The following is a 26,803-nucleotide window of genomic DNA, read 5'->3' on the forward strand; positions in this document are numbered from 1 at the left end:
CCGCCGGCATGACCGCTCTTGGCGAGGCGGCCCTCGGGCAGCTCGCCATCCGTGTCGCCGACTACCGTATGCTGCTGCGATTGTCACAAGGAGCGCCGGACGGTCACAGCGGTCGACATCTCCGAGGCTCCGCTGTGGTGCGGCACGGCAACGCGCTCACCGATCTTGTCGCTGTCCTGGAATCCTTCACGGTCACTCGGCTACTCCACCTGCGGCCGGCGGTCGCCTACAACCAGATCATGAAATGGACCGATCGCATCAAGATGTGGAAGAAGTATGGCGGCGTGGACTTGGCCACCTACCCCCAGTTGCAGGCCGTTCTAGGTTTTGTCGAAGTCCGGAACGCCCTTGAGCATGGCCTAGGCCGGCTCACCGAACGTCAACTTGGCCAGCACCGGGACGAAGTGCTGAGGCAGATCGTGGCCACCGGAGTGCAGCTTGACGGCGACCGCGTACTCGTTACGCCCGAGGATGTAGGCCGATGCGGCGATGTGGGCGAAGGATTCGTCAGATTCCTGGACCTCCACGCGCCCAAGACCTAGCAGAGCCCTTGCCCCGACCGGGCCGTCCTGTAGACGTGTCAGGGGTGGCGAGCCAACCAGCGGTCGCAGTGCCACCGATACGGGGGCCGGGCGGGACGGGGCGGGCAAAGGTCGGGTCTGTCTACTCAAACGCGAAACTGCCTTCCATGATCAGCGATCGGCCGATCGCGTTGTGCAGTTTTGTGACGTGCCGCCCGGCAGGGCACCCACCTGCGTCCTAGCGCCATCGCCGCGCTCGGCTACGCCAGCACGGCAGGCCAATCTCGGGCCCCAGCTGCGGGCGACCCTCTTCCACGGCTGTGGTGGGTCCCCACCGGCTTGCTGACGCTGCTGCCTCTACACGCCGCCGGCCTGCCCGGCGGCCCATCCATGTTGGACTCCGTCGTGTCCTCCTACGCTACTACCCTGCGGACACTGGCCGGGTACGCCGGACGAGTACCATCGCCGCCAACCACAGACCGGACCCGGCTGGTCGTCGCGATGCCGACCACGCCCGCCCGCGACGGTACCCAGCCGGCCGACCTCACCGGTACCGCTGCGGAGGCCCTCACCATCGCAGGCCGCTTCCCGCACGCGACCACGCTGCTCGGCCCGGCGGCCACGGTGGAACAGGTCCGGACCGACCTGACCGGGGCTGCCTGGGCCCACTTCGCCTGCCACGGCACGAGCGAACCGGGCGCGTCGTTCCGCAGCCGGATGCTGCTCTTCGACGGCGACCTCGACGTGCGCCAGATCAGCGGGCTGCGCCTGCGCGCCGCGGAGCTGGCCTACCTGTCCGCCTGTTCGACCGCGCAGGGCGGCCTAGCCGCGGCCGACGAGGTCATCACCCTGGCGTCGGCGTTCCAGCTGGCCGGGTTCCGGCACGTGATCGGCAGCCTGTGGCCGGTCGACGACGCGATCAGCGTCGACACCACGCGCCTGTTCTACGACGAACTGCTCGACTTCGAGACGACTGAGAATGCCGCCCGCATTCTGAACCACGTCACCAAGGTACGGCGAGCCGTATGCCCGAACGACCCCCACCTATGGACCCAGCTCATCCACGTCGGTCCGTAGTCCCCACTGTCAGGGATATCTGTCACTGTGCCCCGGCGACGCTCGGCGGGACACAACCTCGTTCCCTGGGAGCGTGCCCGCGAACGCGGTAGGGTTTCGCTTCGATGGGTGGTCAGTGCGATTTGTGGGGCCACCGCCGTATCCAGGGCGAACCCTGTCGCGGGCGCCCAGGGCCAACGCCCATGCCGAACGCTGGATTGGATCAGCCCGACGCGAGTGCACCGACCGGATGCTCATCCTCGGCGAACGGCACCTACACGTCGTCCTGACCGACTACGCCACGCACTACAACGAGCACCGTCCACACCAGGCCCTCGATCAGGAACCACCCGGTCCACTCCCACCTACCGCCGGCCCCACGACCGCCACGAAAATTTGAAGACGACCGGTTCTCGGCGGACTGATCAGCGAATAAACCCAGGCCGCGTAGCCCGACCCGGACTTACGAGTGCCACAGGTCAGCGCAAGTCTGCAATCCAGCTGTCAGCCGTGTTGCCGAGCATCCTGGCCGAGGCGGCCTCCTGCGGGATGCGCAGTCCTCTGACCAGCAGATCTTCGACCGACGCCGCTGGTTTGCGCAGCCAACTCGCGAGCTCGATGGCCCGGTGCGGGTCGACAGGTTTCTGCCCTGGTTGCGGAAAGCCTTGATCGAGTAGCAGTTGATACAGGCCGTGGGCTGGGCGTATAGGAGGTAGGTTCTCGGCAGCGGCCGACACGGCGGCCGATGATGGGATGCGCAGCCCGTCGGCGTCGAGGTCACCGAAGTAGGCGACGTCGCGCACCTCGGGTAGTTCGCCGATGCTGAGCACCGATGCCTCGAAGGCCGCGCCCGCACCCCATGCGATGTGCCCGACCCCGCTGGAGGCGGCGGCCAGCGCCCTGCGTAGGGAGTCGAAGGTGTCGGCGTTTTCGACGACGAGCAGGATTGGGCCGTCGCCGATGCGGCGGACGGGAAGCGGCGGATGGGATCGGAAGGTGCGCAGCATTCGCAGGGTGAGACGGTCCGGTCCGAACAGCGACGTGCTCAGCAGAGCGTCGAGTCGCTTCTCGTACCCGAACAGATCCAGGGATCGCTCTCGCAGGGGCAGGATGTCGATGTCCCGGCCGTGGTCGCGCAGCCAGGTGTTCACGACTTGGAGCACGCCGACCTGCCCGACGGTGAGTCGCGCAGTGGCCGCCCAGGCGAGCTCCGGGCGCCATGGCACTGCCAGGGCGAGCGCGGCGGCGGACATTGTTGCCGTTGGCTGAGACATCGTCAGCCTCGCCGGCAGCGGCGGTTCGGCCGTTCGGTCGAGGTTCCTCGACGTCTTCACCATGCCGGCCGTGGCCAGTACGGCGATCGTGGCGGCAAGATCAGCGCGGCGGGTCGGTCGGGTGGCTGAGGCCGGGTCAGCGCGGGCGAACAGCGGCCAGAGCTCGGCGAGCGTGATGGTGCGCCTGCCCCAGGCTTCAAGCTCGGCGGCCAGCCGCGCGGCGCGCGGGCTCAGCGGATGGTCAGCTGGCGACGCGAGGGAAGTCCCGACGCTCATACGGGCCTGCGGTAGACACGCGTGGCGGTGACCGTGCCCAACGCGGTCCCGCTCGGGGCTAGGTCGTTGTCAGGGAACGGTTCGGGCAGTTGGCGGCGCACGACCTCGGCGACGCGAATGTGTTTCAGTCCGGCCCGCAGGTCGGCGTCGTTGCGCATCCTCACCCACAGGGGGAAGGCCGACAGGGCGCGATCGTCGGACAGCCCGGTCGTGTACACCAGTTGCACGCCGAGCGCCGCCGCGACGCCTTGTTGCAGTTCCAGCAGGTATTCGGCGCTGGCCTTGCCGATCGGGTTGTCCAGGAACAACACGCCAGAGTGCCGGGCCCGAATCTGGCCGCGTTCGTTGGCCCGCAGGGCCGCCATCGTGCAGTAGAGCACGATGGCGGCGGTCAGCTCTTGCCCACCGGAGAACACCTCGTTCATGTTCTCGATCGGCACTCGTTCGTCACGCAGGACCGCGTCGGGTTTGAGGAGGTCGACGAGGAAGCCCTTCGGCACGGCTGCCTCGATGCTGCGCAGCAGCAGTGCAAGGCCGTCCCGCTTTGGTGCAGGTGCGTTGCCGGCCCGTCCGGTGGCCGTAGCGGACAACTCGTCCACGACCTCACCGACCCGGGCGGTGAGCAGGCTCGGATCGGGTTCGGCGAAGCGAATGCGCAGGAACTCTTTGCCTTCCCATTCGCCGAGCCCGGCGGGCAGTTTGGAGAGCCGGGATGCGGTTCGTAAGGTTTTGAGCGCGCCGTCGACGAGCGCGGCCAGCCGGTCGACGATCAGTTTGCGGTGCCGGCTGGCGGAGTCGAGGTCGCTGGTGAGGGTGGCGAGGCGCTGTTCGAGTTGGGTGGCGAACTCGTCCGCGCGGGCCGCCAGCTGTTCCCGGTCGAGGCCGACAAGGGCGCGCCGGGCGACGTTCGTCATCGCCTCGAACTTCGGTTCGCTGGCCAGACGCACCGCCACGTCGACGAGCCGGATCACCTCCTGATGCGCGCTCCGTTCGGCTGCCATGGTTTCCCGCAGCCTTTCCTGTGCTGCCGCGGCGGCTATGCGGGCTTGCTCGGAGGTGCCGGCGTACGGTTCAACGGAGCCGGTATCCAAGTCAGCGTCGGGCTGGTCCAGCCGGGCTGCCAGGGGCTCACCGACCGCACCGAACGCACGGGTCGCCTCGCCGGCGTCGCCAGCGCGCTGTTGCAGGCGAGTTGCCTCGGCGAATGACTCCTCGTAGCGTTGCTGGCCGGCCCGCTGGTCAACGATCGCTGCCGTCAGCAACTGCCGGCCGTGCTCAACACTGGTGGGCCGGCGTTCCTCGGGCAACTGGATCCACACGTTGCGGTTGTCCGACGGTGTCACCGCTTTCAGCTCTCCGGTGACCACACCGACCTTCTCTTTGGCGGCGCTCATGGCTTCGTCGCAGCGAGTCCGTTCACGCTTGGTTCGGGCGATGGCGGCTTGCCGACCGGTCGCGTCCGCGCCGTCGGGGCTTCTCAGCAGCTCCGATGCGCGGGCGATGTCGTCCGGGTCGTGGCCGTTGACGTCGGCTCGGAGCCGTGCCGCATCGGAGTCCGCGGTGTCGGCTGCGGCGCGCAGGTCTTGGCCGACCTCGACCGCAGCGTAGGCGGCTGCCGCAGCCTGATAGGCGGAGCGCAGCGTCGGGATGCCGTCCGCTGGCACTGTCGCGGCGTGCTCACCGGTGGAGGTGACAACGTCGCCCATTTCGGCACGGTGACGCTCGGCACGGGCGCTCGCGTTCTCGGCGGCAAGTGCGGCCTCGATCGCCTGCTCCTGCGCGCGGTCGCGTTGCTGGGTCAGTTCTTCGGCGGTCCGCTCGCCCAAGGTAATCGCATCGTCGATCTCGGGCAGTCGCTTGCGCTGCTCTTCGCTAGCCGCTATGGCTGTCGCGAGCCGGTCCAATTCCCCCGCCCGGTCAGCGGCGGCCCGTTCGACCGGGCGAAGATCGCGGAGTTCGTCCTCAATTCGTTCACAGAGCGTCGCAGCCGCCTCGGCTGCTGCAACGGCGATTCCGTCGGCTGACTCGGCATCCGCCAGCTCCTGCCGTCGGGTGGTGAGGGTCTCGCGTAGCTCGTCGAGCCGTCCAGCAGGACAACGTCGCCGCCAGGCGGCCAGCTCAGTCTGAACCTCCCGAAGGCTCGTCAGCGTGGCGGTGACAGAGTTGATTTCGCTGCCGCGGAGTTCCATCGTCTCGCGGAGTTGGCCACGTTTGATCTCCGCGGCCTCGGCGTCGAACAGCGCCGGGTTGGGCTGCACGACGAACTGCTCGCCGACGGCCTCGGCCGGATCGAAACCCGGCTGCTCGGCGAGGGTGGTCAACATGCGGGCGCCGGTGCCGACGGCCACCGCGGCGGCCGGGAGCAGTCGCGCGGCGTTCAGCGCTTGGCGGGCGGCGGGCATGGCGGCGGGGTCGACGATGACGACGCCGTCGGCCAGCTGCGGATGCGCTTCGATCACCTGGCCGCGCTCGGCGGCGGGCACGTTCTCGGCCAGGTAGCGCCAGCCGGCGTGCGCCCCGACACCGGCGGCTCGCAGGGCTTCCAGGCTTGCCTCGACCTCGACGCGCGGCGGGAGCAGGCCGGCGTCGCCGAGCGCGTCGAGCAGGCGCTGGTCCTCGCGCTGAGCGTCGCGTAGCTCGTCGAGCTCCAGCCCGCGTTCCACGTCGTCGTCGTGCAATCGTTCGGCCAGCGCGTCGGCGCTGTCGTCCAGCATGTCGATGTCGACGGCATCGGTGGACAGCGCCACCTGGACGAGCTCGTTCGCGGTCAGCCGGGCGGCCGGGTCGAGGACAGCTTGAAGATCCCGGTTGGCATCCTCGTGGCGACCGCGAGCGACGCTCAACGCCTCGCGTGTTTTCTGAGCGGCCTTTGCGGTGTCACGAACGGCGCTCTTCGCGCCTTCGAGTGCCTGCTCACCCTGTTTTATCCGCTCGGCGACGAGCCTGGCCGTCTCCTGCGCCTCGGACGCTGCCTCCGCCACGCCCTGGCCCGCCGCAAGCAGACCCGCCGTGACAGCGGCCTCCACCTTCGCCCGGCTGTTAGCGACCTCTTTTATGATCGCCTTTTGTTCGATCCGCTGCCGTTCGACCTCGACGAGCGCTTGTCTACCTTCTTTGTCTAACTCTGCGGCGTTGCCCAGGTGCGCCGCCGCGAGCTCGTTCCGCCGATCTCGCTCGTCGCGGGCGGCTGCTGCCTCGGCGTGCAGCTTGCTCAGCAACGCACCGGCAGCCCGGTCGCGTGCGTCCAACGCCGGCCGGGCATCACGCTCGGCCTGGGTGATCTGTTCAGCGAGCCGGGCCGACTTCTGCTCGGCCGCTGTCTTGCGTTCGATCAGGTCGGCGAGCGCCCATCCGCGCAGGTCGGCATCGGCGGCGTCACGCCCAGCTTTCGCCTGATCATGCGCTTCTTGGGCGTCGGCGCGTTCCAGGACGAATGTCTGTCGGCGGGTCTCGTTGACGACGTCGCGCGCCCGATCGCGGTCGCCTTCCCGGGCAGTGGCAGTCGCCGCGGCGTCCTTGGCCAGCTGGCGCAACCGCTGCGTGGACTCGGCTTCGGCCGTCTCCCGAGCCCGGACGCGCAGCAGCAGCGCGGTCCCGTCGTGGACGGCGCTCTCGCGGCTGGTGCGCGCGGCGTGATGACGCTCGTGGGCGTCCGCCACCGGCCGCAACGCCGCCACAGCACCAGCCGCGAAGTCACGCTCCAGCAGCATCGCGTGCCGGTCGCCGACCGTTCGTGCGTAGCTGTCAAAGTTTCCCGCGACGCTCACCGCGTCCTCCGCGTCGAGGACGATTTTCAGCAGCCATTCGACGAACTCCCGGCTGGATTTGAACTTGAACGCGCTGGCCGCGTCGCCCTCGTCCGCGTTCATCCGTCGCTGGATCCCGAACAGGTCGGGTTCGATCCCGGTGTCCCGCAAATGGTCGGCCCAGGCGCCTACCTCCGCGCCGACCCAGGTCAGCTGGGTGATCGGTGCCGCGCGATCGATCTCCTGCAGCGCCTCGCGGAACCCCTCCAATCGCAGCCGCCGGCCGTCAGCCGTGAACGGCAGGGTCTCGATCTCCACGCCGTGGTGCGGGCGCAGCGACCACCAGTGTTCGGCCAGCCGGTCGGCGGCCGAGCCGCTCCGTCGCCGCTGCAGCGTCTTTCCGGTGATAACACGGTCACCGGTGCGGACATGCATCCATTCCAGGACGACGTGCGCGGCGTCGTCGCCGAGGACGAACTTCTCCATCACTGCGGCCGACCCGCCGACGGCGTTGCGCCGGCCCGGCAACACGACGGAGAAGAGCAGCTTGAGCAGCACGCTCTTGCCTCCGCCGTTCTCCAGCAGCAGCAGGCTGTACGGACTGGGGCGCCGCACGGTCGTACTGAATAGGCTGCCCTGCCCAGCGATGATCTGCCCGACACCGGACAGGTCCAGCGTGACGTCCGTGTACCGGGCCCCGCGCGGGCCGACACAGAACAACCGGACGCGGTTGAGCTCGTACATCGTTTCTCCCTACAGCTGCGCCAGCGACTCGGCCGTCCAGCCGACCGTGACGGTCCCGGTGCCGTCGCTGATCTCGGTGATCCCGAGCCGGAGCAGCTCCTCGAACATCACCACGCCGGCCTCGCGGACCTGGGTGCGGTAGCGGGGTGTGGTGCGGAAGGTGCCGCGGCGTTCATCGCCGGTGCGTACGAGAAGTCCTTGATCGGCCAGGAAGGTCAGCGCTTTGCTCACGATTCCCGTCGTGCTGCTGGCCAGTTTGCGGCCGTCGCCGGTGCTGCCGGTTCGTGCCCGCCGGGTGTAGACACGCCAGGCTGCCTCCAGCCCTGGCTGATCGGTCGCGACGTCCGCGGTGTCGGTTTCGATGGCAGCCTCGGCGAGACGGCCGGCCGCTTCACGGACGAACGCTTCGACGCCGTCGACGGTGATCCGACCCAGAAAGGTCTCGTTGGCCAGGTCGGCCGGCCGAGGAAAGGCCAATGTCGCCGCGCCCAGGTGGGCCAGGGCGTGCAGGACCCGCTCGGACGCTTTGCCCTCGCCTCCGGTGCGGCGGGCGTAGTCGGTCATCTTCACCGCGAAGACGCTGTCCTCGGTGGAGCCGACCACAATGCCGCTGCGGTCGTTAATTTCCAGGACGATCAGGTCGAGTCCTGTAGCGACCGCCTGGACCTCCGCCGCGAAGTCGTCATCGGTGCGGGCGCGCAGGACGAGGTCGCGGTACGTGTCATCGCGGGCCGGTACGAGCTTGGGTCGGAACCCGTAGCCAATCAGCCGGGCCGCATCTGCCGTGAGCTGTGCTGCGGTTGTCACGCGGCGTCCTCCTCCGGTATCGACGTCGAGATGCGAGAAACGGGGCGGTCGGCGGCGTACACGCGTTCGATGGCGGCACGCGCCACGAGGAGATCGGCTCCGCCGTACTCCGGATCGTGCAGTGGCGTGCCATCGTCGACGGCGATAAAGACGCTGGATGCCTGATGACGCATCGCCGGGTTGATCTCCTGCGCGGCGAGCGCAATGACCCGGACCACGACGAGCGCGGCGAGTTCGGGGTGCCGGGTGCGGGCCTCTTCCAGCAGGCCGGACAGCCTCCGCGGCGCTTCCACATCCAGATCGAGCAGGTCGTCGAGCATCTCGTAGCACTCGGCCGGGAAGGCGGGTTCCTCCACGACCTCGTCGAGATCGGGGTCCTCGATCTCGCCGCCGAGCAGTTCCCGCTCGGTTGGCGCGGTCACCAGCGCGGTGAACAGGTCGACCAGGCGCAGCGCCGGCGGAACCCGCACGCCAACGCCGCGCACGAAATACGCGGCGAGGACCTCGTCGGCATGTGCGACCGGCAGCGCGAGGACCGGCAGGAGTAACTGGGCGTGCAGATCCAAGGCTGCCCCGGCGCTGCCTGCGGCAAACGTCTGCCGGTCCTGCTGCGCCCGGAACCGCCGACCCGCGCCCTGCAACGCTGCCTGCAACTGTTCATGCCGGCGCAGGCAGTCACGGACGACCTCGACCAGTTGGGCGGCCTGCAGCTTGCGGGCCGCAGTATCGGCGGTGTCACGCGCCTCAGTGATGTTGACGAGAATCGCGTTCTCCGCCTTGTAGCGGGCCTCGATGTGCTCGATTGCCTCGGCGATGAACTGCGGCATCTCGTGCAGCCAGTCGACGGTGCGCACATCGCGCTCGGTTGCTTCCAGACGCCGGCGCAGCTTCTCCCCGTACTGAATGGTCCGGTAGCGGGCGGCCTGGGCGGCAGCCTGAGCGTCGGACAGCCGGCCGCGCCGGATCAGCGTCTCCAAGCGCAGGTCTGCAGCGATCTGGGCCGACTCGATGTCGATTTCGAGCGCACCGACGAGCACGTTGACTGCCTCGTTCGTGGCCCGCAGGAAGATCCCGCCGTCCAGCCCAGAGACCTCTTCCAGCAGTTTGAAGTCGAACGCGTAGCGGCTGTAGCTGCCATCACCGGTGGTCATGCCGTACACCGCGCGGAAGCCCCGGTCGGTCGAGCCGACGTTGAGCAGGTTCTCCAGCACCCACCGGGCAACCCGTCGGTGTTCGGCTTCGTCATGGTCGGGCGCCTGACGAGCGACAAAGCGGGAAAGCTCAACTTCAATACGCTCGGGCGGAGCCCCCGCGTCGAAGTCCATCGCCAGGGTGACCAGATCGATGGCGTTTAGCGCCAGCTCGCTCATCTGGTAGACGGAGAAGTTCCCGGTCTGGACCTGCGTCTTGCGGTTGTCAAGATCGTGCAACGGTGCAGTGCAGGCCAGCGCCTTGATGCGCTGAGCAAGCCCGACATCACTCGCTGTTTCCACCACGGTGGGGACAGTAGCGCGGGAACGTGCCAGAAAATACGGCCGCAGGTTCATACTGGACTCGCGAACGGGGGACGCCGGTGCCGCCGTTCCTGCCGCACGCTTGTCAAAGCTGTGGTCAAGGAGTTGGCGGGCCACGTTTGCTGGCGATACTCGCCGTAGGCCTGTCTCGCCACACGGCTTTGCGCGCCCTGCTGCGCATCCCGTTGCCCACCGGGCGGACGCCCCGTGTGATCGGCGTCGATTACTTCGCTCTGCGTCGGCGGCACCGCTATGCCACCGTGCTGATTGACGCCGAGACACATGAGCGGATTGACGTGCTGCCCGACCGCACCGCCGACACCCTCGAAGCGTGGCTACGCGAGCATCCGGGCGTCGAGGTCGTATGCCGTGACGGCTCAGCTACCTACGCCGAGGCCTCCGCCGTGCCCTGCCCGACGCGGTCCAGGTCGCCGACAGGTGGCACCTGTGGCACAACTTGTGCGAAGCCGCGCTCAGCGAGGTGAAGGCACACAGCGCCTGCTGGGCCGCCGTGCTGGACGCACCCATCTACGACGGGCCTCGCGCGCAGACGACCCTGGAACGCTGGCACCAGTTCCACAGCCTGCTCGACCAGAGGCTTCACCCTGCTCCGCCACCGCATCCTCCTCGGATAACAACACGCTCCGTCACCACCGAATGTGAGACAGAGCCGTTAGCGAGACAGGCCCCCATACTGTCGGCGACGGCCCAAGGATCGGCGCCCCACAGCCATCTACTTTACGTGCGCTGGGTGGCACGGTCTGTCACTGCGACCGTAGCATGGCTTTGTGAGCTTGGCGGAGGTGGCCATGTGGGGGCTTGCCGGCGGATTCGTCGTTGAAGCTCTCAATCTGGTGGCCTCGATCCGTCAGCAGCGGATGTGGCCGTGGCAAGTTCCCGGCGAAATCGGTGCCACGTTGTACTTGAGCTGCACGCTACTCCGGTTGGCCGTCTCAACGATCGTGGCGGGCGCGTTGGGTGCAGACGGTCAAGTGAGCGGCGCAGCCGGGGCGTTCCTTATCGGTGTTGGCGCTCCGTTGATCATCCGGGCCGCGCTCGCGCAGATCGGTGCCGTATTGACGACCTCGTTGGAGCCCACTGCGGATTCCATCACCGCGATGGACGCGCCCGCGTCGGCCGCCCTGCCTCCGCCCAGTGGAGCCGTCGGTCCCTCTGCTGGTGACGGCACTGAGGCGGTGGTGCCGGATCAAGACGATCCGCTACGGATTGGGAGTGGTGATGTCTGAGTTTGGAGGAAGTGCCGGCACCGGGCATGTGCAGAAGCCGCCCCGGCGCTCGGCGGCAGGCGACGATGCCAGCGTCCCGCCTACGGTGGCGTTACTGCGGCTGCCGGGCATCTTGATCACGAGGGACATGTTCGTGGTGGAGGGCCGGCGGTTTCCCGTGGCCGAGCTGTCGCACCTACAGACGGCCCGCGGACCCCACGAATCCCTGTGGGCAACGGTCATGGCTCTCGCGGTAGCTCTCGCGTTTGCCGCCACACTCACCTGGCGGGGCCTGGGCGGCATCGTCGGGGCAGGCCTCGGCGGGGCGGCGACATTCGTTGCCCTGGGCGCGGTGTTAATGCGCCGTCGGCGCCCCCGGACATACGAGTTGTGGGGGATGTATCGATGCCGGACGGTGCTGTTGTTTGTCACTGCCGACGAACGCCGATTCGGGCAGGTGGCCCGGGCCCTCATCCGCGCGCGCGAAGTCGCCCGCCTGCAACGGCCAGTGCCGCGTGCGCCGTCCGACGCCGACCAGGGTACGTCCGCGAACGGTGCATAAGCGTTCGAAACGTCTTGAGGTGGCCGTCGACGCCGGCGGCGTGGGCGATGACGACAGGTGCCCACAGCGATCCACTACACAACTTCGAGAACTCAGCTGGAGGCGCTGACTGGTGGTGAACACTGGGCTGGAAGCGACACTGAGCCGGACGGTCGGGCGGATTGTCGGTCAGTTGCTGAGCGGGGTCCGCGGTGAAATGCGGGTCCGCCGGCTCCGGGACGCCGCTCGCCCGCTCATGGCAGAGAGAACTGCTGCAGGCCTGATCGACGAGGTTTCGCCCAGCCAGATGGGGGGATTTGCGGCTTATCTGACCTCTCCGGAGTTCGAACAGGTCGCTCTCCAAGTGGTGATCGGTCGAATGCACCGTGGCGTCGGTGCCCGAGAGGAGCACCTGTCAGCAGTGCGTGAGCAGATCCGGCATGGACTGCGGTTGGTGGCGTGCCTACCCGCCGAGTGTCTGCTCGGACTAACCGACGTGGTGCTCGACGCGCTGTTAGCGGCAGCCGGCGCCGAGACGGCTTCGCCGGACACAGCGCCCGAGGTCTTGGTCGCTCTTGGACATGTCACCGCGGCGGGCGCCCGCAACGGCGCTTTCCTGGGCAGGCTTACTGACGTGGTTCGGATCTACGATGAGTGGGCGCGCCTGCGGGCCCAGGTGAGTCTTATGCACGGCGAGATGCGGATGCCACACAACGGCAAGGTGCGTAGCGTGCCGTGGGACCGACTCTACGTAGCGCCGTCGCTGCATCTGGACTCCCGGGAGGACGCGGCGGTTGACATTGAGGAGTTGACCGAGCCGGGACGACGCCACGTGATTCTTGGTGACCCGGGTGCGGGCAAGTCGACGCTCGCTGAGAAGCTGACCCACGACCTTGCCGCCGATCCGGACGGCACTGTCGTGCCGCTGCTCGTCGTGCTGCGCCACTTCTCGGCCGCTCTCGAGGCCGGCGAGCGGACCGTGGCCGAGCATCTGGTTGCAGTCTGTAAGGCTCCATACAACGTCGACCTCACCGCTGACACGGTCGAGTACTTGGTGATGAACAACCGCGCTGTCGTCATCTTCGACGGTTTGGACGAACTCACCGACATCGGACTCCGACGGCGTGTCACCGATTTGATCAAGGGCTTTGTGCTGCTCCACCCGCTGGTGCCGGTAGTCGCGACCTCGCGGCGGATCGGCTACGCCGAAGCCAGCCTCGACCCCGCTCTGTTTCGCACCTGTGGGCTCGCCCCGTTCGACAAGGACCGAGTCGAGACCTACGCGCGGCGATGGTTCCACCTTGACGATGGCGCACCGCCCGCCGCCCGAGACCGGCTCGCCAGCATGTTCCTTAAGGAGAGCAAGCCAATCGAGGATCTACGCAGCAGCCCGCTCCTACTCAGCGTGCTGTGCGCGATATACGCGGCGGACCACTTCATCCCACGGAACCGGGGGCAGGTCTACGAGCGCTGCGCGCTGATGGTTTTCGAGCAGTGGGACCAACTACGTGGCGTGTCCCGGAGGCTCGGGTTCGAGGGCCGGGTGCGCTCGGCCGTACAGCATTTGGCTTGGACGCTGCTGACCCGTCACGCGGTTCCAGAGCAGCCACGCGGCCGGATCAAGCGGATCCTGGAGCAGCATCTGACCGGCAAGGGCTTCGACGACGACCAAGCCGCTGCGGTGGCGGCGGAGTTCCTCGACTACTGCGCCGGCCGCGCCTGGATCCTGGCCGAGGTTGGCTCAACCGTCACCGAGCCGATTTTCGGATTCGCGCACCGTACCTTCCTCGAATACTTCGCCACTGAATATCTGGTGCGCCGATCGAGGACGCCGGTGAGGGTGTGGAAGCAGCTCGCTCCGAGAGTACGCCGCAATGAGTGGGAGGTCGTGGCCCAACTCGCGCTGCAACTAATCGAGCGGAACATAGACGACGGTGGCGATCGCCTACTCCGTCACGCCATGGGCGATCTGAGCGGCCTATTAGGGGAGGAGCGAGACGCGCTCATCGCGTTCTGCGCCCGCTCGCTTGGTGACGTCTGCGTCTCACCCGACGTGGTGATCCGGGTCGTCGACATGGTCGTTGACCGGGCGTGCGGGTGGGACGAGACAGGCCGTTTCCAGGTGCTGCCGTCGACGGAGTTCTTCACCGTGCTTGACTCGGTGGATGGCCCGCTTTACACGGTCCTGTACCGGAGCCTGCCGGGAAATCTCCCGTTCGTCCGCCACCGGCTGACTGAAGCCTTCGGAAGGCGGCTCGAGGCCGACGACAATATCGCTCACTTCCTAGTTTCAAATCTCTCCCGAGGTCTCGCCATGGAGGATGAGACACGCCGGACGACGTGGATCGAGATTCAGAAGCAGCTCGAAGGGCAGTATGAGGAAGCGTGCCAGCGGTGGCGTCACCGTTGGCCATGGGCGCGTCTTCGGCATGGTTCCGCTGCGGCTGACGTCCTCACCCTCCATGGCGTTTCCCCCTTCTACGTTGCGGATGGGGCGCTCTCTGGGGCGGGTTATCCCTGGGTCGTGGAGCTCCTCGTGAACGATCTCTCGGTCGCGTCTGTGGAGCCAGTCCCGTTGACGGATGCTGCACACAAGCTGCGCGATCTTCTGGTGCGACAACCCACCCCGTGGCTGCCGCGGATCGAGCCCGCGCCAACCGACCGGACTTCCTTCACAGTCCAGCGTATCGAGGAGGAGCCAGTGCCGAACGGCGGTGAGGACCTTGCCACCCGCCTAGTGCTAATTCTGCCGTACCTGGAGTTCGGCCCGGACCGCAAGAACCGTGCCACCGTCATCGACCGCCTCTGGGAATGCCGCGTCGGTGGCGAGCCGAAACAGGAGGCGTTCGAGCTCGAGTTGCGCGATCGGAACATCCCCGTACACGTTCGCGAATTTTTGATGCGCTGGATGCGCGGGCACATCGACGTGGTGGGTGAAACGCAGCCGTTACGGTGAAGCTCGTCCTCCAGGTCCGAATCACCCGCTGACTCAACTCGTCGCCCGGGCGCCGACGGCTGGATCGTCCCCGACCCTGCGGGTGCCGAAAATCCGGGTCCCGCAGGGTCGGGGCATCCGCGCGGTGCATCGGACGAACGTTCCGGGGGCCGACCAGGAGGTGGTGCAGGTGCAGGTGCCGCAGAGAAACTGACCTGACCACTGTCGTCGGCCCCTTCGGGGTCGGCATTTATTGCGACCGCCCGAACCCGGTCTACGTCGAGGCGGGCGAGAGCCTGTTGCGTGCGATGGGTCGCCGCGGAGCCCGGCGGCTTTCGTAGACCGCGACTCTACGAGCCGAGAAGATCTTGGCGGCTTTGAGTGACTTTGGCGATGACGCGGCGGGCGGCCTCGCCTGGTTCCGTAATCTCGGCTTGGCCGTGGTTGGCCGCGTCGCTGGCGGAGGCGAACAGCGGCACGGGGGAGATGAAGTCCGCAGCGGCGCGGAGGATGTCCGCGCAGATGCGGCCTTCGGCGAGAGCTAGTCGCAGTGCGAGCAGGTGGTCGCCGCCGTGGCATCCGACCCATCCGGCGCAAAGCCGGCGGTGGTCGCTGCCGGCATCGGTCTGGTGACATTGCCAGAGCGAGGTCGGCTGGGCGTACGTGGGCGCGTCGTAATTGCGGAGCTTCTCGTACTCTTCAAATGACCATACCCCGGAAGGCACGTCACGCCGGTATGGACAGCTATCGCATGGGCGCGGCGCCGGAGGCACCATAGAAGACGACACGAGCCTGAGCATCGCCGACGTGGATAGTCTAGGCAAGCGTCTCGTGCCAGCGCCTGTTGCTCGTTGCCCTCCGGAGCGTATCCCGGGAGGGGCCAGGATCACACCCGAACTCGGACGGTCGCTGCCGGCCAGGGTTCAGGCGCAGGGCGACGACGCGCCGTCGCCGCTCCCCAGCCCTTACAGCAGACCCTGCACAGGTGGGAGTTGACCTCGAACGCGCTCTCCTGCTCACCCGGGAGCCGCGCCAGCGGTCATCTCTTGCCGGTCTGGATCTAGGCGGTCTTCCGGCCAGATGTGGCCACTGCCTTACACGTCCAAGGCGGCGTGTACCTCTGCGCCCTCGGTCAGCCTCCACGGTCGCTTGTCCGCCCACTCCGGGCCGAGGAGGTCGCCTGCTTCGATCAGATCGGCGCCAGCGAGGTCGTTCGCGACTCGGGTCACGACTCGCTCGGTGCCGGCCTGCAACCAGATCGTCATGAAATCATCGCTGCCGTACCTCCGAACCCTGTAGATCGTCATGGCGGGATCGGCGACGGCGCGGAGTACAGCGATCCGGGTCGGCGTCATCCTCAGGTCCGGCATCGGTCAGCCCCTCACGTCACTGACGCCTCCTCGCAGCGCCAGTCGATGCTAGTGCCACGCCCGAACTCAGCAAACGGCTGCCCGAACCGACTTCAGGCCGCCAGATCGATGTCGCCTTTCGACGATGATCCTAGGATGATTTTACGGATTGTGTCGCTACCTGCCGGACCGTCAGAGACGGTGTCCCGGGTCTGCTGGGCACTCGCGGTGGCCGGCGGGCCTGCTGTGCCGGCCATCAGCCCGACGGTCGCGGTGCCGAGTGCGATTTCCGCCCCGCCTCTTCGGCAGGCTTGTTTTATGCCCTACTCCTCGGTGAACTCTCAGATAGGCCGGATGGCCCCACCTTGGAGCGTGTCGGCTCCCCGCATCTACGACCCACTCGCGTGCCATCGGTAGTTGACCAATGACATGGGCGAGGCATGCGGTTCCGGCTGTCGGGTTGTTGGGGGAGCAGATCGGGAGCGAAGCTGTGCTCCCAACCGCGTCAAACGGCGCTTGGCTGCCTTGACCTGCATGTATCGGCACTGCGCCGATTTGGTCCCCTTGTATCGTTGCAGGTCAGAGCGTTGGCCGGTGTTCCTTGACACAACTGCGCGCAACGGCGCTGAACGGACTTCAACTGCTGTCTATCGCTCCTGGCAGAGTGAGGTTCGGGGGAGTGGTGGGTAAGGAGCGGTTGATCTGCTGAACGTTTCATTGGGGGCAGATTTGGGAGCAGTCGCCGAGATGATCTCTGTCGCCTTCGATCCGAAGGTGCGGATCGGGGCACCTATTTGATCAAGGCTCTGGTCAGGCGCGGTGCGGGGACGTGACATCTTCCGAAACTCGGATGAGGTCACCAGTCGGCTCGTGTCGTGAAGGCGGCCTCTTCCCCAAGTCGGTAGTGGTCAGTATCGCTCTCGTGTACCGGCCGGTGCGCGGCGTCGCGCCTCATCGGGATGTTTCGCGAACACCATTGGCGAAGCACGCCCACCGCTGCAGGTGTGGCGCGCGTCATCAGTGGGGGCGGTGAATCACGAGCGCCAGGAGAAGCGGAGCGGGCCGGACTGGTCCCGACACTCGTTCCGACGGTAGGAAATTTGGGGGCCGAATGGTCGACGCCGGACACGTCCTCGGCCGTCTATGGTCGAGGCGTCCACATCTCTGGAGGTAGCGCCATGGCCGAAGCCCAGTTTGGTTCGTATCGCCGTGCGGCGCTATTTGTTGACTTCGAGAATGTGTACCTTGGTTTGCGTAACTCGAGCCCCGACGCGGCCGCGGCATTCGCTACTGACCCGGGCCGCTGGGTGCGTTGGATGGAGCAGGATCTCGGCCCATTCCGGGTCGACGACGACGAGGTCCCGCGGGTACTGTTACGCCGGATCTGCTACCTGGAGCCGAGCCATTCCGGCAAGTTCCGGTCATACTTCACTCGGGCCGGGTTCCGGGTCGTGGACTGCCCGTCGCTGACGAGCAGGGGCAAGAACAGTGCCGACATCCACATGGTCCTCGACATCCTCGATACCCTCACCCACCCAACCCGGTTCGACGACTTCGTCGTCCTGTCGACCGACGCGGACTTCACCCCGGTGTTCATGCGACTGCGCGAGCACGACAGGACCTCGGCGATGCTGGTGAGCGGGCCAACCGCCGCCGCGTTACAGTCAGTGTGCGACTTCGCGATCCCGGACATCATGTTCATCGAGGAAGCCTTAGGCCTGAGTCAGTCGCAAGCCGGGGTGGACCAGGTCCGCACCCCACTCCCGCAGCCACGCGCGGCCTCCGCTGCCTTGACCGACTTCGACAGCGACAACGTGCGGAACCGCCTCGAGGCGGCGGTGCGGCAGCTTGTGGCACAGTCGACGACACCGGTCGACCTCGCCTCCGCGGCACACTATGTCCGCAAGGTCGTGGGACGGGAGGCGACGAAAGACTGGGTCCGGGCGGGCGGGTTCAAGCAGTTCGTTGCGGCGATCCAGAACGAGACCCTGGTGCTGGAGCCGCGCCACCCCGGCTGGCTGCTCGACCCGGCCAGGCACGAACTGGTCCAGCCCGCGAGCGCGCCGGAGATCGCCGAACGAGTAAGTCGGGTCGTCGGAGCACCTCTGATTGGCACAGACGCCTACCAGGCCCTGTTCCGGTCGATCGCCGACGAGGGCCGTGCCAACCCCGCCTTACCACAGGCGCAGGCGGAGGAGGTGATCCGTGAGGCGTGCGCTCGGCGGGGACACACGGTCACGAGGAGTGCGATCCACTTCGTGCTCATCGGCCTGAAGTACAGCGAGGTCGATTGGCGAGAGACACAGCACGACGCAGCGAACCTCGCCTCGGAGTTCGCCGGTAACGTGCTGCGGCTGACGGTCAACGCCCGGATGGAGTTGTCGGAGGCGGAACGGGCTGCGGTACGAGCGTGGATTCAGAACGAGCACTGAACGGGCTGCGCTCCGGCCGCAGCCGCCGGTGGAGGTTCGATGCCGACTAGTTCGTGCTGTCGCAGCGACTTACGGACCAGTACAACGATGGGCGGCCTCTTCGGCTTCCGATTTGAGCAGTAAACGCCGCTGGGTGTTGGACGGTCGGCCGGCCGCGCGTACCCGATCAACGGGTGCACTTCGGCGAGCGTTCCCGACACACTGCAACGATGCTTGGCCAGCCGCATCGTCGAGTTCTGCAGCACGTGCACCCGCGTGTTCTTGCCGCCGTTACACGAGATTGGGCAGCAGACCTGACTCGCAGTGAGAGGCGCGGTCTCGTCATTGCGGTCCTGATCTTTGCGGTTGGGCTGATCGGCGGAGTCGTGGGTGGCGAGAACGTCCCGTCTGGCCAACGGGGCGCTCCTGGCGCCGAGCCTGTCCCGATCGCAACCCCGACGGTGGCGGGTCCCGTTCCTGGTGAACCTTGCCCTTCGCCAGGGATCACGCTTCCGACCGCAGATGGATCCAACGTTGTTTGCTTCGATCGGGAGGACGGCGGCCTGACGTGGGGCAGCCCTGAACACTGGGTGCTGCTTCCCATGACGCCACCAGCAACGACGGCAACGGCTACGCAAAGCGTCGAGGTTCCCTCGCCGTCGGCGACAGGCAAAAAGGTCGATCCGGAACCTGACTCGGCCGAGGTGCCCTACTACCGCAACTGCGACCAGGCATACGACGCCGGTGTTGCACCTCTGTTCGAAGGCGAGCCCGGATACCGGGCGGCCCTGGACGCAGACGGGGACGGCGAGGCGTGCGAGGGCAGACAGGGAAACGGCGACCCTGGACCCGGCTCCGACGGCGACGTTTACTACGAGAACTGCGCCGCCGTCCGAGCCGCGGGCGCGGACCCGATTCGAAAGGGCGAACCCGGATATGGCCGCCATCTGGACCGAGACGGAGATGGCGTTGGCTGCGAATGACCGCAGATGAGGTAGAGCCCAATGCCTGTACCGTTCGGGGAACTCGACCCACGCCAGCCAGGTGCGGCCGCAGCACCACTAGGTCAGCCAGCCGCACGGCCGCCGCCGTCCCTACACAGTGGACCGGATGCCACAGAAATCAAGCGTGATCACGAAACGGATGCAGCTGGTGAACTTGTTGTCGGGAGTGCGTCGCTGCTCGAGCCAGCGGCACGTCGACGCTGAAGTGGCGGGATGTCGATGGGTCGGGAGCTCGTCGAGTGCTGCGCCGGCCAGCCGTACGAGGAGGTGCAGGAGGCGGCACTGTGGCGAAGGGCTTGACCGGTACTGGTACGCATGGTGACGCGAGGAACTCTACTGGTGAGAGCGCGGGTGGCGGTGGAGCTGATGGCCCTGCTCGCGGCGGTCCAGGGCGCCACCGCCCAGGCAGGCGTACTCGATCAAATGCAAACAGCCGGACTGATTCCACCGTCTTGTTGAGGTATGGCCGGTACCTCCCGGTGCGGCCGCCGGAGCCGGCCCGTCGGAACGGGACGATCCAAGCACCCCGACCTGCCCGGGAAGCATTGGTGTCCGGGCGCTCATCGCGCGACAGCACCCGAGAAGCGAGGTCAGCCATAAAAGGCACGACAATTGTCGCCGCTCCGGTCGCCCTCACGCTGCTGACCTGGCCCGGATCCGCAGTTGCGGCGCCACCGACGAACGACGACTTCGACCACGCGATCCTGGTCGGAGGATCCCTGCCGTTTGCCGACACGGTCTCCAGCGCGGATGCGACCACGGCGACGGACGACCCGCAGCCCTGTCTCAGCACCGCTCTTTCCACCGTCTGGTACCGCTTCACCCCGACCCGCAGCGGCATGTACGCAGCCACCGGAACGGCAGAACCGTACGGCGCGTTCGTGAGCGTCTACACCGGTACCCGGGGCGCCCTGACACCGGTCGTCTGCGGCAGCAACAACGGCGCCGGGACCGCCGTGGCCGGCACCACCTACTACCTGATGGTCAGCGCCTTTCCGTGGTCACCCCCGGGCGCCGACTTCAGGTTCCACCTCGACGGCTCGTCGGTACTCGACGTCACGCTCGATCCTCGCGGACGGGTCGACCTGAACGCCGGATCCGCGAGGGTCTCCGGCACCCTTACCTGCCGCGCCACCGGCCAGCCCCGGATCGACGGAGAACTGCAACAGCGGGTCGGCCGCACGACCATCTCTCGAGGCTTCGGCATATCGGTCACCACCTGCGACGCAACGCCACAACGCTGGGTGGCCCAGGTCGGCGGAGGCGATGGGTTCACGTTCGGCCGCGCCAGCGTGTGGGTACACGTGCACGGCTGCCCCGACGCCGCGACGTGTCTGACTGACCACGCCGAGGGCGACGTCATCCTACTCTCCCGGCGGTAGCTGAACTCCGGACGCTGTGCCGACTGGTCGACGCCTCGCCGCGACCAGACTGGCAGCCGGGGCCCGAACGGGTCAGAGCCCACCCCCGACGTCCGAGCCGAGACGCCGCCCGGGGTGGGCGGCCGGTCGACGGGTTGACGACGGGGCAGTAGCCGAAGGCGGCAGTGTATGTGGTCTTGCGGCTGAGGCTGAGGCTTAGGTGCCTCCCGGGGAGAACTTCACCCCGGCCGTGCGTCCTGATGGCAAGAATGGTGTTGGACGATCAGCCGGTCGCGGAGCCGGGCATGGCGGAATTGGTATACAGGTCCGACTGTCCTTAGAACGCCGCGGCGGTGCGCGTCCTCAAAAAACTCCATCGAGCGAACGGGACCGTCCCCAGCGAGCCAGATCTGTACGAATGCTAGCCGCGCGTCCCAGGTGCGGACGTAGGACAGGGACATGGCTATCCCAGTCGCGACGCCGACAGTCACGCCGATCGTCAGGCCGCGGCCAAATCCGTACCACATGCCGAAGGCAATCCCGGTTAGCACTCCCGAGGCAAGGCCGAAGGCAATTCCCACCACGAGGCCCGTAGCTCGGTCCCGACGCCAGCCTGTGAGCGGGTCGACGGGATTGCCTGCGTCAGCATAGGGGGCTGCCGTCAAGATTGATACTGCCGTGGAGAACTGGAACGCGAGCGCCGTTGCGATGCCGCACGCAAGTCCGAGTGCCGGGTTGCCCCGCAGGCCGAAGGTGAGGCCGGCGACCGTGCCGTATCCGAGGCCGATGACCAGGCCGATAAGGTTCAGCCGGCTCCGGCCCGGTGAACCGAGCGCTCGCCAGCGGATGGGCGTGACCCTTGCCGGGCGGTCTTCGGGTCGCCACTCCGCGAACGCACCGACGAGGGTTCCGGCCACCAGGCCAGCAACACCGGTGATCGCGGCGAACTCCGACCCGAACGTCACCCAACCGATCACCGCGAACACCAAAGCGGCGAGCAGCCCGTTGGCGACAGCCCGGAACGTAGATGGTTGCCAGGCGGGGATGCGCCACCACGCAAGATCGTAAGTGTCCTCTTCGCCCATTTTCCGTGCGATATAGCGCAGCCACCGGTTTGCCTGCGCTGCGGTGTAGCGGGGTGCAGGGCGGCCGGGTCGGGTCGCGTATGCGGCCGGGACCACCCGATCCAGCAGGAAGTCCTCCACGGCATTGCTGTTGTCAAAGCGGGCCGGACCCAGTAGGGCTGTGGCATCGTCGGCGTGGAAGGTATCCCGGACCAGTGTCAGCGTGAGTGGCTTGTTCAACGCCTCGGCAATAGCCCCGTCGATGCCCGACCGAACCTGATCCACGAGCCGCTGCCAGGACTCGGGTGCTGGTTGTACTCGACAGCGCAGCAGATAGTCGGCGGCGTCCTCCCTGCTGACCGGAAGCAGTTCCAAGGCCGCAGCACCGGCGAGGTGTGCATGCCGGACCGCGTCGGCGAGCTGTTCGTTGCGACTAATTAGGACTAGCCGGCAGCGTGCCTGTCCGTCGAGGCTTCCGAGGATTGTCGGCCGTAGCTCCTCGGGCGTCTCGTCGAAGCCGTCCAGCAGCACTGCGACTCGCTGCTGAGCGATCAGGCGCTCAGCCACGTCGGCGCCGTACTCGTCGGCGCGCAAAAATCGGTAGGTGTCACGCAACTGCTTGGCGACCCAATCCGCGAACGCAAGGCGGCTCGGATCCCAGTAACGACAGTTGACCAGTACCGGCACCGGTGTCACCTTACGGTCGGATTCACCAAGCTCGTCGCGATGCCGCAAGGCAGTAATGAGGAGCGTGATTACTGCACCCGTCTTGCCGGTGCCAGGGCCGCCGACGATGAGCAGGCGCCCGGAATCCAGCCCGGCATACACCGCGAACAGGGCCTGCATCCCGCCACCGGTCAGGTCGTTTTCTGACACCCTTGTTGTCCCGGGCAACGGCGGAAAACGTGCCGTTGCGCCGTCTGTTCCTACGGCGTCGGTGACCGGCCCGGTCACCGACGATCGCGACCACCGCCACCGGATCGGGACTGGCTTCGGACTGACTAGGCCCCTTTCCAGCGCAGCTACCTCCCACTGCCGACGGACCGTTTCGGCAAGCGCATCGGCAGCGGCGTCGAGTGCGTCGGGCGAGGCCGTACGGGAGCTGGCGCGACTTATTACGCGTCCCGCCGCAGCGGATCCGACCAGCGTCACCAATGTTGCACCGATAGCCAGTTCGAGCAGGTCGTTCTGCCCTCGGACCAACAACATGTTACCGGCGACGCCGCCGGCCAGCACGACCAGCACCACTCCGGCTCGGAGCAGCATCCGGAAGACCACGCGACCTGTCACGTGACGCAGCGTTCCATGCGGCTCACGGTGATCGACATAGGGCAGACGGTCGATTCGCGGCTCACGTCCGTGCTGACGATTGGGCAGGCGCAGGACCCGACTAGAGGGGATGACGTCAACCGATGCGAGCAGCAGGTACGGCCGGAGAGCGCTGTTCCTGCCGGTTGGCGCATGGAAGGGCTGACCCCGATCTCAGCCCGGGGTCAGCTCGCTCGGGCGAGTCCTTGACGCCGCAGAAGCGCGGGCCTGACATGGCGCGTTGTATCCAGATCGTCGGGCTGTCCGCCGTCTATAGAAGGTCCGGCAGCAGCTGCCCGGAACGAACCGGGCTGATCTCATCCATTGTCATCGTCGTGCCGCTGGCGACGGCACAACGGGCGGCGCCGTAGCCACCCACGCTGTTGCACTAGATGGCACGATCCGTTGCCGCGGCACTACCATGGCTTCGTGGGGTTGGCGGAAGTGGCCATGTGGGGACTCGCCGGTGGGTTCGTCGTCGAAGCTCTCAATCTGGTGGCCTCGATCCGTCAACAGCGGACGTGGCCGTGGCAAGTTCCCGGCGAGATCGGTGCCACGCTGTACTTGATCTGCTCGCTACTCCGGTTGGCCGTCTCAACGATCGTGGCAGGCGCGTTGGGTGCAGACGACCAGGTGAGCGGCGCGGCCGGGGCGTTCCTCATCGGAGTTGGCGCCCCGTTGATCATCCGGGCCACGCTCGCGCAGATCGGTGCCGTATCGACGACCTCGTTGGAGCCCACTGCGGATTCCATCACCACGATGGACGCGCCCGCGCCGGCCGCCCTGCCTCCGCCCAGTGGCACCGCCGGCCCCTCTATTGATGACGGCACTGACGCGGTGGTGCCGGATCGGGACGATCCGTTACGCATTGGGAGTGCTGATGTCTGAGCTTGGAGGAAGCGCCGGCACCGGGCATGTCCAAGAGCCGCCTCGGCGCCCGGCAGCAGACGACCTTGCCAGCGTCCCATCTACGGTCGCGTTGCTGCGGCTACCGGGCATCTTGATCACGAGGGAGATGTTCGTGGTGGAGGGCCGGCGGTTTCCCGTGGCCGAGCTGTCGCACCTACAGACGGCCCGCGGACCCCACGAATCCCTGTGGGCGACGGTCTTGGCTCTTGCGGTAGCGCTCGCGTTTGCCGCCACTCTCACCTGGCGCGGCTTGGGCGGCATCGTCGGGGCAACCCTTGGCGGAGCGGCGACATTCGTGGCCCTGGGCGCGGTGCTGATGCACCGTCGGCGTCCCCGGACATACGAGTTGTGGGGCATGTATCGAGGTCAGACTGTCCTGTTGTTCGTCACCGCCGACGAGCGCCGATTCGGGCAAGTGACCCGGGCTCTCATTCGCGCGCGCGAGGTCGCCCGCCTGCAACAGCCGAAGCCGGTTGCGAGGTCCGACACCGACCAGGGGACCGCCGCACTGGGTGGATGATCGCCCAGGCCGTCTACGGTGAGTCTCGGTCAACGACGGTGGCGTGGGTGATGACAGGCGCGAAGTGGCATCGTGGGGTCAACGGGGTATCGCCTTCACACTTGTCGACGCGGACCTCGCGCCAACTGCCAGACCTGGCGAGGTCAGAAGTCCTGGACAGGGGCAGTCAACTGGAACCAGGGGCAAAGCTTCCAGCTCGATGCATGTGCGACGGGTTCGGCACGTTACAAGCCGCTGCTGTCGTCGTTGGTGGGACCGGTGGTTGCCCAAGACGGCCTGCACGTCGGCGATAGTGACCGCCGTTTGGTGCTGGGGCCGTCAGCGGTCATCATTGTGCAAGGTTCGCATCGCCTTGGAGAGCTGTGATCGGACGGTCGTCTCGCTGATCTGAAGTTTGTCGGCGATCTGCTCTCGGCTTGCCCCGTCGAGGAAGCGCCGTACGACATCGCGCTGTCCCTTCGGCAGTCGCATGAGGCTCGCCGGGCTGATGTCCATCGCGGAGAAATCCGTCGCGATGTAGCGGCACTGAGGCTGCGTTTGAGGTCGTGGTTGTCGTGGAGGGGCAGCGACCGCGCGGTTGGCCCGCGAGAGGTGGACGCGGACCGTGGATGGTGCGAGGCCGATCAGCCGGGCTACTTCGGCTGTGGTCTTGCCCTGCTCAATGATCATGTTGTAGATGACCCGCTGCTGTTCCGGCAAGGTTCGTACCCGTGCGGAGGTGTCGTCGTTGCGGGGACCTGGGACGGCGGGAACGTCGACCGGCATTGGTGGCGTCTGAACGGTAGCCGTCGGCGCGGGGTGAGCGGCGCCGCCGGGCGGTGTGCTGGTCTGCTCCGGTGGTGCCGGCTGGTTTCCGTCAAAGCCGTCGGGTAGGAGTCGGGCGAGGGCACGGACTGACCGGTACTGCAGCGCTTTGATCGCGCCTTAGTTCTTGCCCATCGCCTGGGCCGTTTCGGTGACCGAGAACCCTTGCAGGAATCTGAGCGCGATGCACTGCTGTTGCTCCGGGTTGAGCTGTTTGACGGCGCTGAGCAGGGTGACGTTGGTGAGATGGTCCAATACCGTGGTTTCGGGCTGCCCTCCGGAGTGCGGTCCTCAATGTCGGTGGCGAGTGTGTCACCGGTGCTGATCTCGAACCGGTAGCGTCCGGACTTGAGGTGGTCCGCGATGAGGTTGCGGGCGATGGTGACCAGCCATGCGCCGCCGGCCGGGACATGTCTCCAACGTTGGCGCAGCTACGGCAGTGGTTTGAGAGTCAAATTCCTGTATAGAGATCCGTATACCGGAGATGGCAACAACTGTCAACCCTGCCCGAGCTTGTTGCGGGGTTTGCTCGCGGTGGCGCTGCGGTTCTTCTTGCCCTGGGCGCGTCCGACGTAGCGCCAACCGCCGCCGTCGGGGATGTTGCCGAGGTTTTGACGTCGACGTGCAGCAGTGATCCGGGGGTCGGGTGCTCGTAGCGGCGGACAGGTTCGCCGGTGACTCGGTCGATGTGTGAGAGCCGGTTGAGTCGGCACCGGGTCAGTACGGCGTGCACCGTTGATGGGGCTATGCCGAGGCGATCACCGATCGCGACCGGCCCCAGCCGGTGCTTCCACCGCAGGTGCACGATCTCGCGGACCACGGGTTGTGGTGTCTTCCTCGGCTGCGAGACCGGCCGTGACAGACGGTCCCGCATACCGGCCTCACCCAGCATCCGGTAGCGGTCCGCCCAACGTTTCGCGGTCGGCCATGACACGTCGTAGCGTTCGGCGGCCCGCGCGACGGGCCACCCGTCATCCACGACGAGCTTGGCCAGACGCAGTCGGGCACGCGGAGTCAGTGCTGCGTTAGCGTGAGACACGAGGACCTCCTGGTCAGTGGTGTGGTCGCCTTCGGCAGCTCCACTCCACGACAGGAGGTCCTCGCTATCAAGATCCGTCAGGTCGTGTCGTCACACAACCTCAACCAACGTGCCTGGTCAGTACACCTAGGACATGAACGGGGCGGACCCGCTGACTGCCGCGTTCGTGACGTCCGGCTTATTTGATCGTGAGTCTTCGCTTCCTGGCCTTGGTGGTCGTGGCTGGTAGGGAGTCTTGTCTCGGATGCAGGCCCAGAGGACGTTGACGCGTCGCCGGGAGAGGGCGGCGGATGCTTGGCGGTGTGTTTTTCCTTCGGCTTTCTTCCTGTCGTAGTAGGCGCGTGAGTCTGGGCAGCAGGTGAGTGCGGCGAAGGTAGAGAGGCTGAAGACGCGG

Annotated in this window: 19 protein-coding genes and 4 pseudogenes; 12 read left to right on the forward strand and 11 right to left on the reverse strand. The window is 66.9% G+C overall.

Features of this window, described 5'->3' with window-relative positions; all coding sequences use genetic code 11:
• The first annotated feature begins 8 nt into the window (after positions 1 to 8).
• The 3 genes from Pen02_RS40200 to Pen02_RS43155 all read left to right on the forward strand — a co-directional run bounded on the left by Pen02_RS40200 (position 9) and on the right by Pen02_RS43155 (position 1,977).
• Positions 9 to 542: a hypothetical protein gene (locus tag Pen02_RS40200; protein ID WP_203871468.1), complete on the forward strand. Its 534-nt coding sequence runs from the start codon at positions 9 to 11 to the stop codon at positions 540 to 542.
• 225 nt (positions 543 to 767) lie between these two features.
• Positions 768 to 1,598 (forward strand): CHAT domain-containing protein, encoded by an 831-nt coding sequence (locus tag Pen02_RS40205; RefSeq protein WP_275413671.1) that lies wholly within the window; start codon positions 768 to 770, stop codon positions 1,596 to 1,598.
• A 124-nt stretch (positions 1,599 to 1,722) separates the two neighbouring features.
• Positions 1,723 to 1,977 (forward strand): integrase core domain-containing protein, encoded by a 255-nt coding sequence (locus Pen02_RS43155; protein ID WP_372445769.1) that lies wholly within the window; start codon positions 1,723 to 1,725, stop codon positions 1,975 to 1,977.
• Positions 1,978 to 2,056: 79 nt separating this feature from the next.
• Here Pen02_RS43155 and Pen02_RS40215 read toward each other — a convergent pair whose 3' ends face one another.
• Genes Pen02_RS40215 through Pen02_RS40230 form a run of 4 tightly spaced genes read right to left on the reverse strand, consistent with a single transcriptional unit; the run spans position 2,057 to position 9,920 of the window.
• Complete coding sequence (locus Pen02_RS40215; protein ID WP_203871470.1) at positions 2,057 to 3,127, reverse strand: Wadjet anti-phage system protein JetD domain-containing protein; 1,071 nt, start codon at positions 3,125 to 3,127, stop codon at positions 2,057 to 2,059.
• Positions 3,124 to 7,617, reverse strand: a complete 4,494-nt coding sequence (locus tag Pen02_RS40220) for a coiled-coil domain-containing protein (RefSeq protein WP_203871471.1) — start codon at positions 7,615 to 7,617, stop codon at positions 3,124 to 3,126. The genes Pen02_RS40215 and Pen02_RS40220 overlap by 4 nt, the downstream gene beginning before the upstream one ends.
• Before the next feature lie 9 nt (positions 7,618 to 7,626).
• Positions 7,627 to 8,424, reverse strand: coding sequence for a hypothetical protein (locus tag Pen02_RS40225; RefSeq protein WP_203871472.1), 798 nt, complete (start codon positions 8,422 to 8,424; stop codon positions 7,627 to 7,629).
• Positions 8,421 to 9,920, reverse strand: a complete 1,500-nt coding sequence (locus Pen02_RS40230; protein WP_203871489.1) for a hypothetical protein — start codon at positions 9,918 to 9,920, stop codon at positions 8,421 to 8,423. Before Pen02_RS40230 ends, Pen02_RS40225 begins: the two co-directional genes overlap by 4 nt.
• Before the next feature lie 18 nt (positions 9,921 to 9,938).
• Between Pen02_RS40230 and Pen02_RS40235 the strand changes: the two are divergent.
• From Pen02_RS40235 to Pen02_RS40250, 4 genes and pseudogenes are all read left to right on the forward strand, one after another.
• A pseudogene (locus tag Pen02_RS40235) lies at positions 9,939 to 10,539 on the forward strand (ISL3 family transposase); the annotation flags it as partial.
• 187 nt (positions 10,540 to 10,726) lie between these two features.
• Entirely contained in the window at positions 10,727 to 11,185 is a 459-nt protein-coding gene (locus Pen02_RS40240; RefSeq protein WP_203871473.1) for a hypothetical protein, read from the forward strand.
• Complete coding sequence (locus Pen02_RS40245; protein WP_203871474.1) at positions 11,178 to 11,726, forward strand: DUF6232 family protein; 549 nt, start codon at positions 11,178 to 11,180, stop codon at positions 11,724 to 11,726. Before Pen02_RS40240 ends, Pen02_RS40245 begins: the two co-directional genes overlap by 8 nt.
• 112 nt (positions 11,727 to 11,838) lie before the next feature.
• Positions 11,839 to 14,661, forward strand: a complete 2,823-nt coding sequence (locus Pen02_RS40250; protein WP_203871475.1) for an NACHT domain-containing protein — start codon at positions 11,839 to 11,841, stop codon at positions 14,659 to 14,661.
• Between the two features lie 329 nt (positions 14,662 to 14,990).
• Here Pen02_RS40250 and Pen02_RS40255 read toward each other — a convergent pair whose 3' ends face one another.
• Both Pen02_RS40255 and Pen02_RS40260 read right to left on the reverse strand, forming a co-directional pair.
• Positions 14,991 to 15,440 carry a DUF6283 family protein gene (locus tag Pen02_RS40255; protein ID WP_307837772.1) on the reverse strand — a complete coding sequence of 150 codons (450 nt, stop codon included), beginning with the start codon at positions 15,438 to 15,440 and terminating at the stop codon, positions 14,991 to 14,993.
• Positions 15,441 to 15,734: 294 nt separating this feature from the next.
• Positions 15,735 to 16,010 (reverse strand): hypothetical protein, encoded by a 276-nt coding sequence (locus tag Pen02_RS40260; protein ID WP_203871477.1) that lies wholly within the window; start codon positions 16,008 to 16,010, stop codon positions 15,735 to 15,737.
• Between the two features lie 1,157 nt (positions 16,011 to 17,167).
• On the opposite strand from Pen02_RS40260, the gene Pen02_RS40265 reads away from it, so the two are divergent.
• From Pen02_RS40265 to Pen02_RS40275, 3 genes are all read left to right on the forward strand, one after another.
• Positions 17,168 to 18,421, forward strand: coding sequence for an NYN domain-containing protein (locus Pen02_RS40265; protein ID WP_203871478.1), 1,254 nt, complete (start codon positions 17,168 to 17,170; stop codon positions 18,419 to 18,421).
• A 581-nt stretch (positions 18,422 to 19,002) separates the two neighbouring features.
• Positions 19,003 to 19,383 (forward strand): excalibur calcium-binding domain-containing protein, encoded by a 381-nt coding sequence (locus Pen02_RS42350; RefSeq protein WP_239142011.1) that lies wholly within the window; start codon positions 19,003 to 19,005, stop codon positions 19,381 to 19,383.
• Positions 19,384 to 19,952: 569 nt separating this feature from the next.
• A complete protein-coding gene (locus Pen02_RS40275; protein ID WP_203871480.1) occupies positions 19,953 to 20,786 on the forward strand; it encodes a hypothetical protein in 834 nt (277 codons plus the stop codon).
• A 218-nt stretch (positions 20,787 to 21,004) separates the two neighbouring features.
• On the opposite strand, the gene Pen02_RS40280 is transcribed toward Pen02_RS40275, so the two are convergent.
• Positions 21,005 to 23,119: an NACHT domain-containing protein gene (locus Pen02_RS40280; RefSeq protein WP_203871481.1), complete on the reverse strand. Its 2,115-nt coding sequence runs from the start codon at positions 23,117 to 23,119 to the stop codon at positions 21,005 to 21,007.
• Between the two features lie 447 nt (positions 23,120 to 23,566).
• Between Pen02_RS40280 and Pen02_RS40285 the strand changes: the two genes are divergently transcribed.
• Together Pen02_RS40285 and Pen02_RS40290 are read left to right on the forward strand one after the other, a co-directional pair.
• Positions 23,567 to 24,025 (forward strand): hypothetical protein, encoded by a 459-nt coding sequence (locus tag Pen02_RS40285; protein WP_203871482.1) that lies wholly within the window; start codon positions 23,567 to 23,569, stop codon positions 24,023 to 24,025.
• Positions 24,018 to 24,566, forward strand: coding sequence for a DUF6232 family protein (locus Pen02_RS40290; protein ID WP_275413670.1), 549 nt, complete (start codon positions 24,018 to 24,020; stop codon positions 24,564 to 24,566). The genes Pen02_RS40285 and Pen02_RS40290 overlap by 8 nt, the downstream gene beginning before the upstream one ends.
• 318 nt (positions 24,567 to 24,884) lie before the next feature.
• On the opposite strand, the gene Pen02_RS40295 is transcribed toward Pen02_RS40290, so the two are convergent.
• The 4 genes and pseudogenes from Pen02_RS40295 to Pen02_RS42355 form a co-directional block, all read right to left on the reverse strand.
• Positions 24,885 to 25,331, reverse strand: a complete 447-nt coding sequence (locus tag Pen02_RS40295; RefSeq protein ID WP_239142013.1) for a sigma-70 region 4 domain-containing protein — start codon at positions 25,329 to 25,331, stop codon at positions 24,885 to 24,887.
• A gap of 93 nt (positions 25,332 to 25,424) precedes the next feature.
• A pseudogene (locus Pen02_RS40300) lies at positions 25,425 to 25,768 on the reverse strand (RNA polymerase sigma factor); the annotation flags it as partial.
• Positions 25,769 to 25,882: 114 nt separating this feature from the next.
• A pseudogene (locus tag Pen02_RS40305) lies at positions 25,883 to 26,409 on the reverse strand (helix-turn-helix domain-containing protein); the annotation flags it as partial.
• 210 nt (positions 26,410 to 26,619) lie between these two features.
• Positions 26,620 to 26,803 (reverse strand): annotated as a pseudogene (locus tag Pen02_RS42355) (IS110 family transposase); the annotation flags it as partial.

The organism is Plantactinospora endophytica (assembly GCF_016862915.1).
Taxonomy (GTDB): Bacteria; Actinomycetota; Actinomycetes; order Mycobacteriales; family Micromonosporaceae; genus Plantactinospora; species Plantactinospora endophytica.

Excerpts from the sequence above, each read along its gene's own strand:
- Pen02_RS40295 (WP_239142013.1), bottom strand. The coding sequence starts at position 25,331 with ATGCCGGTCGACGTTCCCGCCGTCCCAGGTCCCCGCAACGACGACACC.
- Pen02_RS40245 (WP_203871474.1), top strand. The coding sequence starts at position 11,178 with ATGTCTGAGTTTGGAGGAAGTGCCGGCACCGGGCATGTGCAGAAGCCG.
- Pen02_RS40220 (WP_203871471.1), bottom strand. The coding sequence starts at position 7,617 with ATGTACGAGCTCAACCGCGTCCGGTTGTTCTGTGTCGGCCCGCGCGGG.
- Pen02_RS40260 (WP_203871477.1), bottom strand. The coding sequence starts at position 16,010 with ATGCCGGACCTGAGGATGACGCCGACCCGGATCGCTGTACTCCGCGCC.
- Pen02_RS40265 (WP_203871478.1), top strand. The coding sequence starts at position 17,168 with ATGGCCGAAGCCCAGTTTGGTTCGTATCGCCGTGCGGCGCTATTTGTT.
- Pen02_RS42350 (WP_239142011.1), top strand. The coding sequence starts at position 19,003 with ATGACGCCACCAGCAACGACGGCAACGGCTACGCAAAGCGTCGAGGTT.
- Pen02_RS40290 (WP_275413670.1), top strand. The coding sequence starts at position 24,018 with ATGTCTGAGCTTGGAGGAAGCGCCGGCACCGGGCATGTCCAAGAGCCG.
- Pen02_RS40215 (WP_203871470.1), bottom strand. The coding sequence starts at position 3,127 with ATGAGCGTCGGGACTTCCCTCGCGTCGCCAGCTGACCATCCGCTGAGC.
- Pen02_RS40255 (WP_307837772.1), bottom strand. The coding sequence starts at position 15,440 with ATGCTCAGGCTCGTGTCGTCTTCTATGGTGCCTCCGGCGCCGCGCCCA.
- Pen02_RS40200 (WP_203871468.1), top strand. The coding sequence starts at position 9 with ATGACCGCTCTTGGCGAGGCGGCCCTCGGGCAGCTCGCCATCCGTGTC.